Below are 16511 nucleotides of genomic sequence, written 5' to 3'. Positions count from 1 at the left end.
GCGCTTAACTGTTATGCTTGCTGTGAATGGCAATGGAAGTTATATACTTGCATATTGTCGCTTAAAGATACGCGCAATGTTTTAAAACAGATTCACGTAAACAGGATTATTAAAATGGCAACTTCAACTTCTGCGCAGGCGCTGGTGTACCGTGCGCTGCCCGAGGCAAGTGTAACGCGCATTGCAGGTTTGGTCGTGTTGGCAATCGCCGGATCACTTTTGCTTACAATATCTGGCCAAATTAAAGTGCCATTTTATCCCGTTCCTGCAACGCTTCAAACCTTGGCAGTCTTTATGATTGCCGCTGCATATGGCCGTAATTTGGCTGTTGCAACTGTTGCGCTTTACCTAGCGCAAGGCGCTGCTGGCCTGCCAGTATTCACAGGCGGTGCGGGGCTTGCTTATATGGCTGGACCAACAGGTGGCTTTCTTGCAGGTTTTCTTGTTGCTGCTGCCGTTATTGGTTCTGCTGTCGATCGCGGTTGGGGCGCAAACGCGTTTAAATTGTTTGGCGCAACGCTGCTTGGAGCCGTGCTTCTTATGGGGCTTGGCTACCTTTGGCTTTCAGGTCTGATTGGCGCTGAAAAAGCTTGGACCTTTGGTGTTGCACCCTTTGCTTTGGGTGAACTAACAAAAGCTGTATTGGCATCAGCGCTTATTCCTGCTGTTGCAGCAATTTTTCGCCGTAAGTAATATTAAATAAAATTATTGAGAAGCCGCGCTCTTTTGGGCGCGGCTTTTTGTTGAACGCTGTTTGGCCTATTGATTGTTAGCACCTTATCGTTGAATAATTTGATGTCTAAGAGCATGGTGGACATAATATCACTATTCTAGCTTGTAGCGTGATGACCATTCGTCGCTTGAGCAGAACGACAAGGAGTGCCTATGGCGCAAGCAATATCCTTTACCCTTAATGGTAAACCTGTACGTGTTTCTGTTCGTCCAGACACGACTGTACTTGATCTTCTTCGAGGTCCGTTAAACACAACTGGAACCAAAGAGGGCTGTGCCGAGGGTGATTGTGGCGCTTGCACTGTTTTGCTTAAACGTAAGGGCATTAATGGAGGCATCGCCAACGCTGCCAACGCCTGCATAATGACCGCCGCACAAATTGATGGTGCGGAAATTACAACGGTTGAAGGGCTGGCGCATGAAGGCGTGCTTAATCTTCTGCAAGAGGCGATGGCTGAAAATGGTGCGTCACAATGTGGATTTTGTACACCTGGAATTGCTGTTGCCCTAACTGGACTGCTTGCAAAAAATTCCGCACCGAGTGAAGAGCAGATCCATGATGCTTTGGCTGGAAACCTTTGCCGCTGCACAGGCTATCGCCCAATTGTTGAAGCTGCACAAAAGGCCGCAGGAAAAATCCATCTTTTAGCGGCTGCAGAAATGCAAAACACGGTTTCAAATGAAGAAATCAGTTTCGATGGTTCTATTGCGAAACGGCCGACATCGCTTGCTGAATTGCTTGAAGCGCGCCGCGAATTGCCAAATGCGACATTGCTGGCTGGCGGTACAGACCTTGGTGTAGCACGCGCCGCTTATGAGAAAGACTGGTCATCCATCATTGTAACAAACAATGTCAAAGAGCTGCGTAGCACAAAGGAAGATGCTGCTGGCTGGACATTTGGTGCTGCGGTCACTTGGCAAGAAATATTGGAGAATGTGGGGCAGGCATTGCCGAGTTTTGGCACGCTGATCCGCAGGTTCGGCTCCACTCAGATTCGCTCCATGGGAACGATGGGCGGTAATATTGGCACCGCGAGCCCGATTGGTGATGGACCGCCTGCATTGATTGCGCTTGGGGCGCAGATAACATTTGCGGCCGTGGATGGCACTCAAACCACAATGCCGCTCGAAGACTTCTTTCTTGATTACCGTAAGACTGAATTACCGCAGAACGGGGTCATTGTTTCAATCCACATTCCTAAGCCAAAGTCAGATGAGCATTTCCGCGTTTATAAGGTTTCTAAACGCTACGATCAGGATATCTCAACGGTATGCGGTGCTTTCTGGGTGAAAATGTCTGGCGATACAGTTGAGGATGTTCGCTTGGCATTTGGCGGTATGGCAGCAATCCCTAAACGCGCGAAACATGCTGAAGATGCCTTGAGAGGCAAAGCGATGACAGCTGATAATGTTGAAAAAGCAGGCAAGCTATTGGGTGAGGATTTAACACCTTTGTCCGATTGGCGCGGCAGCGCAAATTACCGAGAGAAAGTGGCATCAGGCCTGATTAAGCGCTTCATGCACGATCTGAACGGCGAAGCGGTAGAGGTGATGGCACTATGAATAAGCACATGCAAACAACATCAATGGAACGCTCAGTTGTCGGCAAGGGCATTGCCCATGATAGCGCGAAAAAACATGTCGCAGGTCAGGCAATTTATATTGATGATATGGCAGAACTGCCAGGTACGCTTCACGCTGCTTTGGTTGTATCAACAATTGCCCATGGCATTATAAAATCCATCGATGCGACAGAAGCCCTTGCAATGCAGGGTGTGCATTTGTTTCTCACAGCAAAAGATATTCCCGGCCATAATGATATTGCGCCGATCATGTCTGGAGAGCCGCTTTTTACAGATGAAAAAGTTGAGCATCTTGGTCAACCGATTGGGGTGATTGCCGCTGATAGCATTGAACTTGCAATAAAAGCTGCTCATGCGGTGGTGATTGATTATGAAGAGCTCGAACCTGTTTTAGATGTAGAGATCGCGCATCAACGCAAAGAATATGTGTTGCCGGCGCAGGAGCTTATTCAAGGCGATGTTGAAGCTGCGCTTAAAGATGCAGCGCATGTTTTTGAAGGAAGGTTAGAGATTGGTGGTCAGGACCATTTTTATCTCGAAACGCAAATCGCCTATACGATACCGGGCGAAGACAATGACATGTTGGTCTATTCGTCAACGCAGCACCCAACAGAAGTGCAGCACCATGTAGCTCACGTGCTTGGGACGTTAGCAAATTCGGTTGATGTTAAAGTCAGGCGCATGGGTGGCGGTTTTGGCGGCAAGGAAAGTCAGGCAACAATTATTGCCTCTGCCGCGGCATTGATATCGCTTAAAACAGGCAAGCCTGCGAAATTGCGCCTTAAACGCGCGGTTGATATGACGGCCACCGGCAAGCGTCATGATATGGTTTCCAAATGGCGTGTGGGGGTCACTGCAGAGGGCAAAATTCTTGGCATGGATGTCGAGTATTTGGCGCGCGCAGGTTACTCCGCTGACTTGACAGGGCCGGTAATAACCCGCGCCATCACTCATACTGATAATGCTTATTTCGTGCCAAATGCCCGTATTGTCGGTCATGCCTGCAAGACCAACACTGTTTCAAATACAGCGTTCCGTGGCTTTGGTGGCCCGCAGGGGGTTATCACCTCGGAAACGATTATTGATCAAATCGCACGGGAACTTGGCCTCAACCCGAATGATGTAAGAGCAATTAATTATTACGCGCCTGATAATGGCGAGTTAACGCCCTACGATCAGCAGGTTGAGCAAAATCAGCTTGTGCCCGTTACAGAAACGTTGTTGGCCTCTGCTGAATGGGATCGGCGCCGCGCTGAAATCGAGGCGCATAACGCAAAAAATCCAATTATCCGCAAGGGTTTAGCCATGATGCCGGTCAAATTTGGCATTTCTTTCAACTTGCCATCGCTCAATCAGGCGGGCGCTTTGGTCCATGTATATCAGGACGGTTCTGTTCATCTCAATCATGGCGGCACTGAAATGGGGCAAGGCCTGTTTATGAAAGTTGCGCAGGTTGTCGCTGAAGTCTTTCAGATAGACGTGGACCGCGTAAAAATTACAGAAACCCAAACGGGTAAAGTGCCGAACACAAGCGCGACCGCCGCATCTACAGGTTCAGACCTCAATGGTATGGCTGCTTTCAACGCCGCTTCTGCGATTAAGTCGCGCATGCTGAAAGTCGCTGCCGAACATTTTAAAGCGAATGAAGACAATATTCTCTTCAAAGATAATGAAGTTCATGCTGAGGGGCAGTCGCTAACATTTGCTGAACTTGCAAGATTGAGTTGGGCGCAACGTGTCTCGCTGTCAGAGGCGGGGCATTATGCGACACCAAAAATTCATTGGGATGCTCAAAAACTAAAAGGCAGGCCGTTCTTTTACTTCACCTATGGTGCAGCAGTCGCTGAAGTAGCGATTGATACAATTACAGGCGAAAGCCGCTGCTTGCGCGCAGACATTTTGCAAGATTGTGGTGCCTCACTTAATCCAGCGATTGATCTTGGGCAAATTGAAGGAGCGTTTGTTCAGGGGATGGGCTGGCTAACGTGCGAAGAGCTTTGGTGGGATAAAAAAGGGAAATTGCGCACGATAGGGCCTTCAACATATAAAATTCCAGGGTCGCGTGATGTGCCGCCGGAATTTAATGTCTCTCTGCTCAACAATGCTTCCAATATTGAGGAAACTGTTTTCCGCTCAAAAGCTGTTGGCGAGCCACCGCTAATGCTGGCAATTTCGGTATATCTGGCGATTAAAGATGCTATCGGTTCAAATAAGGAAGGTAGTTTCGATCTCAAAACACCTGCAACGCCAGAGAACATTCTCTTGGGCTTAAATTAGCATTAAGCGTTGCGCTCAACACGTATTTTACATGCTTTTGGGGCAATTGGTGCAATCAGAACTTTGTTCAAAATACGCAGTAAAAGTTGGATTAATTACGGCCGTCATTTTTGTAAGGCGCTGATAACAAACGAATGTGCAGATAAAGCCACCGCACTTATTCACCCAGTGGGATGACATTCCATAATAAGCCATTTGTTGAAATGGATTATTATGGAAACATCGCCGAATATCAAATTACCGTATATTATGCCTTCTCAGGCACAAAAACATGTTACGCACAACGAAGCTATCAGAATGCTTGATAGTTTGGTTCAATTGGCCGTCGTTTCTGCCTCGTTAAGCACACCGCCAATCGCGCCCGATGAAGGCGCACGCTACATTGTTGCTGATAATGCGGCAGACGCTTGGCAGGGGCACGAGCAAAAGCTGGCTGCATATGCCGATGGGGCGTGGCTTTTTTTCCCGCCCAAAGAAGGCTGGCTCGTATGGGATACAGAAACAGCAACATCTTTGATTTATGCAGACGGCCTATGGGGGCTTTACGCAGATAAATTGCTCACATCAGTTGAAAACGCGCAGATAAATAATCTGGGTGTTAATACGGGACCAGATCCCAATAATGCTTTGAGTGTACGTGGTAACGCATCACTTTTTACCCATAATGGTTCTGACCACCGTATGAGTATAAACAAAGTTGCTGGCAGCGCGACTGCAAGTGTGCTTTTCCAAACGGCATGGGGCGGACGTGCAGAATTTGGTTTGATCGGCTCTGATGATTTTTCGATAAAGACATCCGAAGACGGCAGCAATTGGCTGACGGCTTTGCAAATCAATAAAACGTCGGGGGAGGTTGATTTTCCTGAAGGGGTTTTAAGTCGTGGCAGCAAAGCTGGGTTAGATTTAAACGTTAATGCAGGACTTGAACTCACCGGTTACACGAACACGACAACGTCACTGGCAAGGGTGACAGATAACGCTTCAATCACAGCAACGAGAAGTGACACATCGCTACTTATAACCATGGTTCTTTCTGGGGTAATTCGCGCAACAGCTGGCGGCGATGATGCGTTGGCATTGATTAAACCTGGATATGAGAAAGGTGGCGCTATTACAGAAACATTCAGGGACCATTTAATAGGCGCGCTTGATACGCAAGGCAGTGCCCCAACATCAACCAATGCTTTTTATCTGGCTTCTCCGGCAAGTTTTATATTAACGCCTGCTATGAAGGATGGAAATGAATGGAAGCCATTATTCCTTGGGCGTTGCAATGCCGCTGGAATGTCTTTGCAGTGTTTTGGATTTTCTTGGTCTGCGATTGAGTTTAGAAACTAGACTGATTTAGCTGCCTGCTTTTAATGGTTTTTGACAAGAGTAGAACGTAAAATAGCCCAAAACCTTATCCTCAAATATGGGAGCAGGCTTTGGGGTGAATGTCGTTTAGCCATCGAAAGGTGGGAGCCGTACTTTTACCATGTTGAATTGCGGTTATCTTTTTGCCAGCCAGTATTCGCAATACAGCAAAGGAAAACGACAGAATCGCCAACATAAGGGCGATCCGTTGTAAAGTTCGACTTGAAGGCGTTCAATGTCCGTAATGCCATATGTGCGGTGAATAAAGGCTGTGATAATTCAAGACCCTCATTGACGCTTTGCAGGTTTGAAATTGCACCAAATTTAGAAAAATTTCCTCCACTGTGGCATCTTGAAAGCTGTTAAGTTCCTTGCAAGCAGCGGTTCAAGATTAAATTGTATGGGGTTGTATGTGAAAATAGTGAAAAATGTACTTGATATCGCTTGCTGGTTTGGATAGTCACAACTCCAGTTGGGGTGTAGCCAAGCGGTAAGGCAACGCTTTTTGGTAGCGTGTACCGAAGGTTCGAATCCTTCCACCCCAGCCAAATTTATTTCTTCCCCATTGCTCCTTAGTAGAAAAAACATATGGTCTCGCAAGAGACTTTAGAAAATGTGTTTTCATTTTTCTGGCGCTGTAGACCTAGTAAAACAATTGCGATATCCGGCGGCTCTTCATTGACTTGAAGTGTCGATGTTAATTGCATGTGATACTGGGATTTATAAAGATGCGAGACACTGCATTATGCGCCTAAAAAACTTAATAGCGACGGTAAGAGATGCTGGCCGAAAAGCGATGGAAATCTATGATCTGAACATAGATGTCGCTTATAAAGCTGACCATTCACCTGTCACTGAGGCTGATTTGGCGGTCGATGCTATCTTAACAAAAGGGATTGCTGATCAATTCCCTGCCTGTCCAATGGTGACCGAAGAGCAGGCCGATACCCATAATTTGGATATTGGAAGTGGCCGCTTTTTTCTGGTTGATCCAATTGATGGCACGAAAGAATTTATCAAGAAGACCGGTGAGTTCACGATCAATATTGGCTTGATCGAAAACGGTGTGCCGACAGCGGGCATTGTCTATGCGCCAGCACTTGGTCGGTTGTTTATCGCTGATACAGATGGTTCTTGTTATGAGCTTGATGAAAATGATCAACGAAAAGATTTGCGGGTGCGTGATTGCACAGATGATTCTGCGCTGATTGCAGTTGCCAGCCGGTCTCATAATACACCTGAAACACAAGATTTCCTCGATAAAAACAAGATTTCAGAATGTGTTAGCGCAGGCTCATCATTGAAGTTTTGCGTTTTGGCCGCAGGAGAAGCCGACATTTATCCACGCTTTGGACCCACGATGGAATGGGACACTGCCGCTGGACATGCGGTCTTATCTGGCGCTGGTGGTCAGGTGGTCAATATTGACGGCTCGCCCTTTAAATATGGCAAGCCTGACTTTCGGAATCCCAATTTCATAGCATGTAGCCCACATGCTTTTAAACGGTGCCTGTCTTAGCACCTTGATACTCATTTAAATTAAAACAGTAGGCCGATATGAAAACATTAACGCATCTTCAGCGACTGGAAGCTGAAAGCATACACATTATGCGCGAGGTCGTGGCTGAGGTTGAAAATCCAGTCATGATGTATTCCATCGGCAAGGATTCGGCGGTGATGTTGCATTTGGCGCTAAAAGCCTTTTATCCATCACGCCCGCCATTTCCGCTGCTGCATGTTGATACGACATGGAAGTTTCAGGAAATGTATAAGTTCCGCGATAAAATCGCTCAAAAGACAGGTATGGAGCTTTTAACGCACACGAACCCAGATGGGTTAGAGCAGGGCGTTGGCCCGTTCTCGCACGGCTCGGCAGTGCATACCGATGTTATGAAAACGCAGGCGCTCAAGCAGGCTTTGGATCATTATAAGTTTGATGCTGCTTTTGGCGGTGCGCGGCGCGACGAAGAAAAGTCCCGTGCGAAAGAACGCATCTTTTCGTTCCGTACAGCAGACCACCGATGGGATCCTAAAAGTCAGCGTCCTGAACTTTGGAAGCTGTACAATGCGCGCAAAGCGCAAGGGGAATCGATCCGCGTATTTCCTCTATCGAACTGGACCGAGCTGGATATCTGGCAATATATCCATCTTGAGAATATCGACATCGTTCCTCTTTATTATTCAGCGAAACGTCCTGTTGTGGAGCGCGATGGCATGCTCATCATGGTCGACGACGATAGAATGCCATTAAAAGAGGGCGAAGTGCCTGAAGAAAAAATGGTGCGCTTTAGAACGCTAGGCTGTTACCCACTAACGGGCGCCGTTGAAAGTGAAGCGGCGACATTGCCTGAAATCATCCAAGAGATGCTATTAACAACCACCTCCGAGCGACAGGGACGTGCGATCGACCACGATCAGTCTGCGTCGATGGAGAAGAAAAAGCAGGAGGGCTACTTCTAATGGCCCATCAATCAGACCTCATTGCATCCGATATTCACGCTTATCTTAAAAGCCATGAGGAGAAATCGCTTCTGCGCTTTATTACTTGCGGCAGTGTGGATGACGGCAAGTCGACCCTTATTGGCCGATTGCTTTATGAATCGAAAATGATTTTTGAAGACCAACTTGCCTCATTGGAAGCTGATTCAAAGAAGTCCGGCACACAGGGCGATGAAATAGATTTTGCCCTGCTTGTAGATGGATTGGCTTCTGAGCGTGAGCAGGGCATCACGATTGATGTTGCTTACCGCTTTTTCTCAACGGAAAAGCGCAAGTTTATTGTCGCTGATACACCGGGCCACGAGCAATATACCCGCAATATGGCAACAGGCGCTTCAACCGCTGATCTGGCCATTATTCTTATCGATGCGCGTAAGGGCATATTGACCCAAACACGTCGCCATTCGTTTATTGCGTCCAGTGTTGGTATTCGTAATGTTGTGCTTGCTGTTAACAAGATGGATTTGGTGGATTACGACCAGCAGACATTCAACAATATTGATGTTGCGTATCGCGCATTTGCCGAAACACTAAATGCTGACTTCAATATTATGACTATTCCATTGTCTGCCCTTGCAGGAGACAATGTTGTTGAGCGCGGCGAGAATTTATGTTGGTATTCGGGGCCAACACTCATGCAGCACCTTGAAGATGTAGCGATTGATGAAGTCGATCAGGCTTTGCCATTTAGGTTGCCAGTCCAATGGGTGAACCGTCCTAATTTGGACTTCCGTGGTTTTGCCGGACAAATTGCTGGCGGTACAATCAAGCCCGGCGATAAGATTAAAGTTCTGCCTTCTGCAAAGGAAAGCACGGTTAAGTCAATTGTCACAATGAATGGCGAACTTGATGAGGCTGTTGCGGGTCAATCCATCACACTGACGCTGAATGATGAGATCGACATTTCACGTGGCGATTTGATCTGTAAAGCGGACCAGCCAGCCGAGATTGGCAGCCAGTTCGAAGCCAAGATCATCTGGATGTCGGACGAGAAAATGTTCCCGGGCCGTACTTACATTATGAAGTGCGGAACGTCGAACGCGCAGGCAACACTTGCGACACCAAAATACAAGATTGACGTCAATACAATGGCGCATGAAGCCACACGTAATTTGATGCTCAATGAGATCGGTATTTGTAATATTTCGCTCGACCGGAATATTGCGTTTGATCCTTATTCTGCGAACCGCGAAACAGGTGGTTTTATCCTGATCGACAAAATGTCCAATGCGACAGTCGGCATGGGCATGCTCAACTTTGCACTTCGCCGTTCAGCCAATGTCCATTGGCAGGCAACAGAGGTAAACAAAGAAGCGCGTGCTGGCCTTAAAGGTCAAAAGCCTTGTGTTCTTTGGTTCACGGGTCTTTCTGGTTCTGGTAAATCCACGATTGCCAATGTTCTTGAGAAAAAACTTACATCGGCTGGTTATCACACCATGTTGCTAGACGGCGATAATGTGCGTCACGGCTTGAACAAGGATCTGGGCTTTACGGATACTGACCGTGTTGAAAATGTGCGCCGTGTGGCTGAAGTATCATCGCTCATGGTCGATGCTGGATTGATTACATTGGTATCATTTATTTCACCGTTTGAAGCAGAGCGGCGTATGGCGCGTGCGATGGTCAAAGAGGGCGAGTTCATTGAAGTTTATGTTGATACGCCATTGAACGTGGCTGAAGAGCGCGATGTAAAAGGGCTTTACAAGAAGGCGCGTGCCGGAGAGATTAAGAACTTCACAGGGATTGATTCTGCTTATGAAGTACCGGAAAATGCGGATATGACCGTTAACACGACAAGTTTGACAGCTGAACAATCTGCCGATGCTATCATCGCAGATTTGGCCAAACGTGGTATCATTGCAGAACTCGATAATGAGTAAAAATATCCTTGTAACAGGTGGCGCCGGCTATATTGGTTCTCACACCTATGTGGAGCTTAAGGAAGCTGGCTACACTCCTGTTATATTGGATAATTTTTCCAATTCCTCTTCTGGGGTGCTGGAACGGTTAAGCCAACTTTTTCAGCAGGCACCAATCTTTGTTGAGGGTGATATACGCGATCCCGATCTGATTGAGCGCACGCTTAAAGAATATCAATGCGAATCGGTCATACACTTTGCAGGGTATAAAGCCGTTGGCGAAAGCATGGCAGAGCCGCTCAAATATTATGAGGTAAATGTCGGCGGAAGCGAACGTTTGCTTTCGGCGATGCGAAACGCCAACGTTAAAAAGTTGATTTTCTCTTCTTCTGCAACCGTTTATGGTGATCCACAGCAATTACCGATACCAGAAGATCATCCTCTTTCTACGGCCAGTGTTTACGGACAAACAAAGCTGATGGTCGAGGAAATGCTGCGTGCGCTTTATGCATCCGACCCTGAATGGTCTATTTGTATTCTTCGATATTTTAATCCTGTCGGCGCGCATTTGTCTGGGCTGATAGGCGAAGATCCATCTGATATTCCCAATAATTTGATGCCGTTCATTAGCCAAACGGCTGTTGGACGGCGTGAAAAATTATCTGTCTTTGGCAATGATTATGATACGCCCGACGGCACTGGTGTACGCGACTATATTCATGTCGTTGATCTGGCCAAAGGCCATGTTGCGGCTCTTGAGCTTATGGCAAAGCCACAATGTACGGCGGTTAATCTGGGCACTGGAAACGGTATCAGCGTACTTGAAATGGTGCGTGCGTTTGAAAGTGCAAGCGGACAAAAGGTGCCTTATGAAATTACAGCGCGGCGCCCAGGTGATATTGCCTCATGTTATGCCGATGCGTCAAAAGCAGAAGCGCTGATAGGCTGGAAAGCAACCAAAACGCTTGAAGATATGTGCGTTGATACGTGGCGCTGGCAATCGCAAAATCCCAACGGTTACAAGCCTTAAACTCCGTCTATAATATCAATAATTTGAAGCTCGTTATTGCTTTTTCCTTAAGTAAAGTGGAAGAAGGCGCATTGTTTTTGGAGTGATCTTTTGTTTCCATTTAAGCCTAATGTGCAGCTTGTCGGCCTTGCCGCTGAACTCAAAGCGCTTGAAGAAAACGGAAAACCAATTCGTATCGGCCTTGTTGGTACAGGCGAAATGGGAACCGATATCTTTACGCAGGTCGCCATGATGCAGGGCATCAAGGTCGGCGCAGTCGTAGAGCGTACCCAGGGGAAAGCCCATATAGCATCGAGACTAGCCTATAGCGAAGATGGCCACACTGTTGATACCGCGACGCATGATGAAATGTCGGCTGCGATGGAAGCAGGTAAAATCGCTGTCACGCAGGACATGGATTTGGCGCTCAGCCATGACATGATTGATGTCGTCATTGACGCGACAGGTATTCCGGAAGTCGGTGCAGACATCGGCATGCGCGCGATAGGGTTTGGCAAACATCTAATCATGATGAATGTGGAATGTGATGTTTGTATTGGCCCCTATTTAAAGTCTGAAGCCGACAAAGCTGGTGTCATTTACACGCTTGGTGCTGGCGATGAACCCTCATCATGTATGGAGCTGATCGAGTTTGTAACGGCTATGGGGCATTCGGTTGTTTCTGCTGGTAAAGGGAAGAATAACCCGCTCGATTTTCATGCCGTGCCTGATGATTACAGAGCGGAAGCTGAACGCCGCAATATGAATGTGCGTATGTTGGTTGAGTTTGTTGATGGCTCAAAAACGATGGTTGAAATGGCAGCGATTGCCAATGCAACGGGCCTCGTGCCGGATGTGCCGGGCATGCACGGCCCAAGCGCTGGCGTGAGCGAATTGGCAAAAACGCTTATTCCTGTTGAAGATGGCGGTGTTCTCACACAGTCAGGCTGCGTAGATTATTCAATAGGCAAAGGCGTTTCGCCCGGTGTGTTTGTTGTTATCAAAGCCGAACATCCGCGTGTTCATGAGCGTATGGCTGATCTGAAAATGGGTGAGGGGCCATATTTCACCTTCCATAGGCCTTATCATTTAACCTCGCTGGAGGTGCCACTCACGGCTGCGCGTGTTGTCTTGCATGGCAAAGCCGATATGGTGCCGCTTTCAAAGCCTGTAGCTGATGTTTGCGCTGTTGCTAAGCGAGATATTAAAGCAGGTGAAGTTTTGGATGCTGTGGGTGAATATTGCTACCGATCATGGACAATGACGGCGCTTGAATCGCGTGCCAAAGCAGCCGTGCCTTGTGGTTTGCTGCAAGATGGTACAGCGTTGAAAGACATTAAGCGCGGAGAACTGATTACATTTGAAAATGCCCGCCCGAAATTAGGCTCACACATTGCCAAATTACGAGCGCGGCAGGACATAATGGTCTGGGGCTCAACGCATATTCCAGACAGTTTGCACTAAGCGCGGAGGGTATCAGCTTGCAGCGCAGTGCTTTTCTAAGTTAAAGCCTGATTTTAAATGCAAACAAATGCCACATTGCCGCGTTTATTAAAGCCGGACATAGTAGTGTAACAAGAAACACCGTTCGTAAATGCCCTATGGCGATTTCGATTTTTAAAAGCGTATTGGTGTCAGGAGTGACCGAAAATATGACGAAGCCTGCTACACCGCTGCTCGACCAGATCAATTCACCTTCAGATCTCAGAAAATTTTCAGATGCAGACCTGCCTCAAGTTGCAGATGAATTGCGTGCGGATTTGGTTCATTCTGTCTCAAAGTCGGGTGGTCATTTAGGCTCTAATTTGGGCGTTGTGGAGCTTACAGTTGCTTTGCACCATGTTTTTGATACGCCGCACGACCGCATTTTGTGGGATGTTGGGCATCAATGTTACCCGCACAAAATGTTGACAGGCCGCCGGGCGCAGATGGCGACCATTCGCAAAGAAGATGGTCTTTCAGGCTTTACGAAACGCTCAGAAAGCGAATTTGATCCTTTTGGCGCGGCACATTCGTCCACTTCTATCTCCGCTGGACTTGGCATGGTGGAGGCTGCACGGTTGCAAGGCACACAGCGCAATGTTGTATCTGTCATTGGTGATGGCTCAATGTCGGCAGGCATGGCCTATGAAGCAATGAATAATGCTGGCGCGATAGATGCACAGCAAATCGTTATTCTTAATGACAACGACATGTCCATCGCACCGCCAACAGGTGCGATGAGTGCATATTTGGCACGTCTGGTTTCCGGCAAGACATATATTTCGCTGCGTGAGTCAGCCAAACAATTATCCAAGCGTTTGCCGAAGTTTTTTCAAGATAAAGCGCGCAAAACAGAAGAATATGCGCGGGCGTTCTGGTCAGGCGGGACACTGTTTGAAGAATTGGGTTTCTTCTATGTTGGTCCAATCGATGGGCACAATTTGGAACATTTGCTGCCTGTATTACGCAATGCGCGCGATGCAAAGGTTGGCCCGATCCTCATTCATGTTGTGACGCAAAAGGGCAAGGGCTATGCGCCTGCAGAAGCTGCAAGCGACAAGTATCACGGTGTCAGCAAGTTTGATGTTGTTACTGGTGCACAAGCAAAAGCAAAACCCAATGCGCCAAGTTACACGAAGGTTTTTGGTCAGTCATTGGCACAAGAAGGCACGTTTGACGACCGTATCGTGGCGATTTCAGCAGCGATGCCTGGCGGTACGGGTGTTGATATATTTGAACAAATTCACCCTGATCGCACCTATGATGTTGGCATAGCCGAGCAGCATGCGGTAACATTTGCTGCGGGAATGGCTGCCGATGGTATGAAGCCATTTTGCGCTATTTATTCCACATTTCTACAACGCGCATATGATCAGGTTGTTCACGACTGCGCTATTCAGAGCCTGCCTGTTCGTTTTCCAATTGACCGCGCTGGATTTGTTGGTGCCGACGGCTCCACACATGCTGGATCATTCGATGTTGCATATTTAAGCTGTATTCCAAACATGGTTGTTATGGCCGCTGGTGATGAGGCTGATCTAAAACATATGGTCCGCACGGCCGCCGAATATGATGAAGGGCCAATGGCTTTCCGATATCCGCGCGGCGAGGGCGTAGGCGTAGATATGCCGGAACGCGGAGAAATTCTTCAAATCGGTAAGGGGCGCATAATGCGCGAGGGCAGCAAAGTTGCGATTGTCTCTTTAGGCGCAAGGCTTAAAGAGGCGCTGCTCGCAGCCGAAGATTTGGAAACCTATGGTCTTTCGGCCACCGTTGCAGATGCTCGATTTGCCAAGCCAATTGATGACGAACTTATTGAAAATCTTGCGCGCAATCATGAATTGATTATCACCGTGGAAGAAGGCTCAATCGGCGGGTTTGGTAGCCATGTGGCGCAGCTATTAAGCAGTCGCGGCCATCTTGATGGATCTGTACGTTTCCGCTCAATGTTCATGCCTGACCGCTTCTTCGAACAAGCCTCTCCTGAAAGACTTTACGAACTCGCTGGGTTGGATGCCGCAAGCATTGTCAAAACTGTCTTTGCTGCATTGGGACGCGATCAGGTTGGCGTGCCAAATATCCGCGCATAGTAAATGATAAACGTAAGTTCAATTTATTCATTGTTCTTTCGCACTAAGGTTCTAAATGTCACTTTTGACGTATGAAGAGACTAATTTTTCATAGAATGGACAATTGAATGAAGCCGGTTTCAGAACTCAGCCCTAATACTTATGCCTTTGAAACAACTGCACTGGTCAAGCCGACAGGTTTTCGCGAATATGATGCACGCTGGTGGTTTGGTCATCCAGCCTCAGATAAAGCGCCTGAACTTAATTTGATCGGCATACAAGCGCTTGGCATGGGCATTGGTACGATGATTGGCCGCCGCGGCATTGATCGCGGTATTGTTGTTGGCCATGATTTCCGTAGCTATTCTCTTTCAATCAAATTAGCCCTCATTCAAGGGCTTATGGCAGCAGGTATGCAAGTAAAAGACATCGGTCTTGCGCTATCGCCTATGGCTTATTTCGGCCAATTTGAGCTGGATGTTCCATCTGTTGCGATGGTCACTGCTTCACATAATGAAAACGGTTGGACTGGTGTGAAAATGGGCTGTGAACGGCCTTTGACATTTGGTCCAGATGAAATGAACGAACTTAAAGCCATCGTTCTTGAAGGTGATTTTGTAACTGGTAGCGGCGGGTCTTATGAATATATCGAGGGCTTCCGCGAAAAATATATTGCCGACCTTGTTGAAGGTAAAAACATCAAACGAAAACTGAAAGTTGTTGCGGCCTGCGGTAACGGCACTGCAGGTGCCTTTGCGCCTGAAGCTTTGGAGCGCATTGGTGTTGAGGTTATCCCGCTTGATGCTGAACTTGATCACACATTCCCACGCTACAACCCAAATCCTGAAGACATGGAAATGCTCCATGCGATCCGCGACAAAGTGTTGGAAACAGGGGCAGATATCGGCCTTGGCTTTGACGGTGATGGTGATCGCTGCGGCGTTGTTGACAATGAAGGCAATGAGATTTTTGCCGATAAAGTAGGCGTGATGCTCGCACGTGATATTTCTGCAAACCATGAAAATGCAGTCTTTGTTGCAGATGTTAAATCAACGGGTCTTTATATGACTGACCCAGTTCTAAAGGCGCAGGGCGCCACAACAGATTACTATAAGACGGGTCATTCTTATATTAAACGCCGTGTTGCAGAGCTTGGTGCAATTGCAGGCTTTGAGAAATCTGGTCACTTCTTCTTCAACCCGCCGATTGGCCGCGGTTATGATGATGGCATTATTACCGGCATAGCTGTTTGTGAAATGCTTGAACGTAACCCAGATAAGACAATGGCTGATCTATATCGTGATTTGCCGCTGACTTTTGGCTCGCCAACAATGTCGCCTCATTGTCCTGATGAAACAAAATACGGGATTGTGGATAAGGTTGTTGCACGCTTTGAAGCGATGAAAGCAGCGGGCGAAAAAGTTGCAGGCCATGATATCATTGATCTTGTCACAGTAAACGGCGTCCGTGTCGTTAGCGATGACGGTACATGGGGACTTGTGCGCGCATCGTCGAACAAGCCTGAATTGGTGGTGGTCGTGGAAAGCCCTGTCTCAGAAGAGCGTAAGCTTGAAATGTTCAAAGCCGTAGATGCAATATTGCGCGAAAACGACGAAGTTGGAGAATACAACCAGTCGATTTAAAG

The 16511-nt window shown here is 47.6% G+C and carries 11 protein-coding genes and 1 tRNA gene; all 12 read left to right on the top strand.

Going from position 1 to position 16511, the window contains the following annotated elements; all coding sequences use genetic code 11:
• The first annotated feature begins 114 nt into the window (after nt 1–114).
• The 12 genes from N530_RS0106630 (at nt 115) to N530_RS0106570 (ending at nt 16509) form a co-directional block, all read left to right on the top strand.
• The gene (locus N530_RS0106630; RefSeq protein WP_026480059.1) at nt 115–693 is read left to right on the top strand and encodes a biotin transporter BioY; all 579 of its coding nucleotides are present in this window, start codon (nt 115–117) and stop codon (nt 691–693) included.
• Between the two features lie 192 nt (nt 694–885).
• Entirely contained in the window at nt 886–2295 is a 1410-nt protein-coding gene (gene xdhA, locus N530_RS0106625) for a xanthine dehydrogenase small subunit (RefSeq protein ID WP_026480058.1), read from the top strand.
• A complete protein-coding gene (gene xdhB, locus N530_RS0106620) occupies nt 2292–4592 on the top strand; it encodes a xanthine dehydrogenase molybdopterin binding subunit (RefSeq protein ID WP_081773907.1) in 2301 nt (766 codons plus the stop codon). The genes xdhA and xdhB overlap by 4 nt, the downstream gene beginning before the upstream one ends.
• 213 nt (nt 4593–4805) lie before the next feature.
• Nucleotides 4806–5930: a DUF2793 domain-containing protein gene (locus tag N530_RS18560; protein ID WP_051540798.1), complete on the top strand. Its 1125-nt coding sequence runs from the start codon at nt 4806–4808 to the stop codon at nt 5928–5930.
• Nucleotides 5931–6421: 491 nt separating this feature from the next.
• Nucleotides 6422–6496: transfer RNA gene (locus tag N530_RS0106605), tRNA-Gln, on the top strand.
• A 197-nt stretch (nt 6497–6693) separates the two neighbouring features.
• Nucleotides 6694–7467 carry a 3'(2'),5'-bisphosphate nucleotidase CysQ gene (cysQ, locus tag N530_RS0106600; protein WP_026480056.1) on the top strand — a complete coding sequence of 258 codons (774 nt, stop codon included), beginning with the start codon at nt 6694–6696 and terminating at the stop codon, nt 7465–7467.
• 38 nt (nt 7468–7505) lie between these two features.
• Nucleotides 7506–8408, top strand: a complete 903-nt coding sequence (gene cysD, locus N530_RS0106595; RefSeq protein ID WP_026480055.1) for a sulfate adenylyltransferase subunit CysD — start codon at nt 7506–7508, stop codon at nt 8406–8408.
• Nucleotides 8408–10327, top strand: a complete 1920-nt coding sequence (gene cysN / locus N530_RS0106590; RefSeq protein ID WP_026480054.1) for a sulfate adenylyltransferase subunit CysN — start codon at nt 8408–8410, stop codon at nt 10325–10327. Before cysD ends, cysN begins: the two co-directional genes overlap by 1 nt.
• Complete coding sequence (galE, locus tag N530_RS0106585; RefSeq protein WP_026480053.1) at nt 10320–11336, top strand: UDP-glucose 4-epimerase GalE; 1017 nt, start codon at nt 10320–10322, stop codon at nt 11334–11336. The genes cysN and galE overlap by 8 nt, the downstream gene beginning before the upstream one ends.
• 90 nt (nt 11337–11426) lie before the next feature.
• Nucleotides 11427–12779, top strand: a complete 1353-nt coding sequence (locus tag N530_RS0106580; RefSeq protein ID WP_026480052.1) for an NAD(P)H-dependent oxidoreductase — start codon at nt 11427–11429, stop codon at nt 12777–12779.
• Between the two features lie 188 nt (nt 12780–12967).
• The gene (gene dxs / locus N530_RS0106575) at nt 12968–14887 is read left to right on the top strand and encodes a 1-deoxy-D-xylulose-5-phosphate synthase (RefSeq protein ID WP_026480051.1); all 1920 of its coding nucleotides are present in this window, start codon (nt 12968–12970) and stop codon (nt 14885–14887) included.
• A gap of 107 nt (nt 14888–14994) precedes the next feature.
• A complete protein-coding gene (locus N530_RS0106570; protein ID WP_026480050.1) occupies nt 14995–16509 on the top strand; it encodes a phosphomannomutase/phosphoglucomutase in 1515 nt (504 codons plus the stop codon).
• Nucleotides 16510–16511 lie beyond the last annotated feature (2 nt).

Origin of the sequence: Ahrensia sp. 13_GOM-1096m, from assembly GCF_000620605.1 — a bacterium.
GTDB classification, from domain to species: Bacteria; Pseudomonadota; Alphaproteobacteria; order Rhizobiales; family Rhizobiaceae; genus Ahrensia; species Ahrensia kielensis.
This window is presented reverse-complemented; position numbering and strand designations above follow the sequence as displayed.

Coding starts and splice junctions, on each gene's coding strand:
- N530_RS0106630 (WP_026480059.1), top strand. CDS start 115: ATGGCAACTTCAACTTCTGCGCAGGCGCTGGTGTACCGTGCGCTGCCC.
- xdhA (WP_026480058.1), top strand. CDS start 886: ATGGCGCAAGCAATATCCTTTACCCTTAATGGTAAACCTGTACGTGTT.
- xdhB (WP_081773907.1), top strand. CDS start 2,292: ATGAATAAGCACATGCAAACAACATCAATGGAACGCTCAGTTGTCGGC.
- N530_RS18560 (WP_051540798.1), top strand. CDS start 4,806: ATGGAAACATCGCCGAATATCAAATTACCGTATATTATGCCTTCTCAG.
- cysQ (WP_026480056.1), top strand. CDS start 6,694: ATGCGCCTAAAAAACTTAATAGCGACGGTAAGAGATGCTGGCCGAAAA.
- cysD (WP_026480055.1), top strand. CDS start 7,506: ATGAAAACATTAACGCATCTTCAGCGACTGGAAGCTGAAAGCATACAC.
- cysN (WP_026480054.1), top strand. CDS start 8,408: ATGGCCCATCAATCAGACCTCATTGCATCCGATATTCACGCTTATCTT.
- galE (WP_026480053.1), top strand. CDS start 10,320: ATGAGTAAAAATATCCTTGTAACAGGTGGCGCCGGCTATATTGGTTCT.
- dxs (WP_026480051.1), top strand. CDS start 12,968: ATGACGAAGCCTGCTACACCGCTGCTCGACCAGATCAATTCACCTTCA.
- N530_RS0106570 (WP_026480050.1), top strand. CDS start 14,995: ATGAAGCCGGTTTCAGAACTCAGCCCTAATACTTATGCCTTTGAAACA.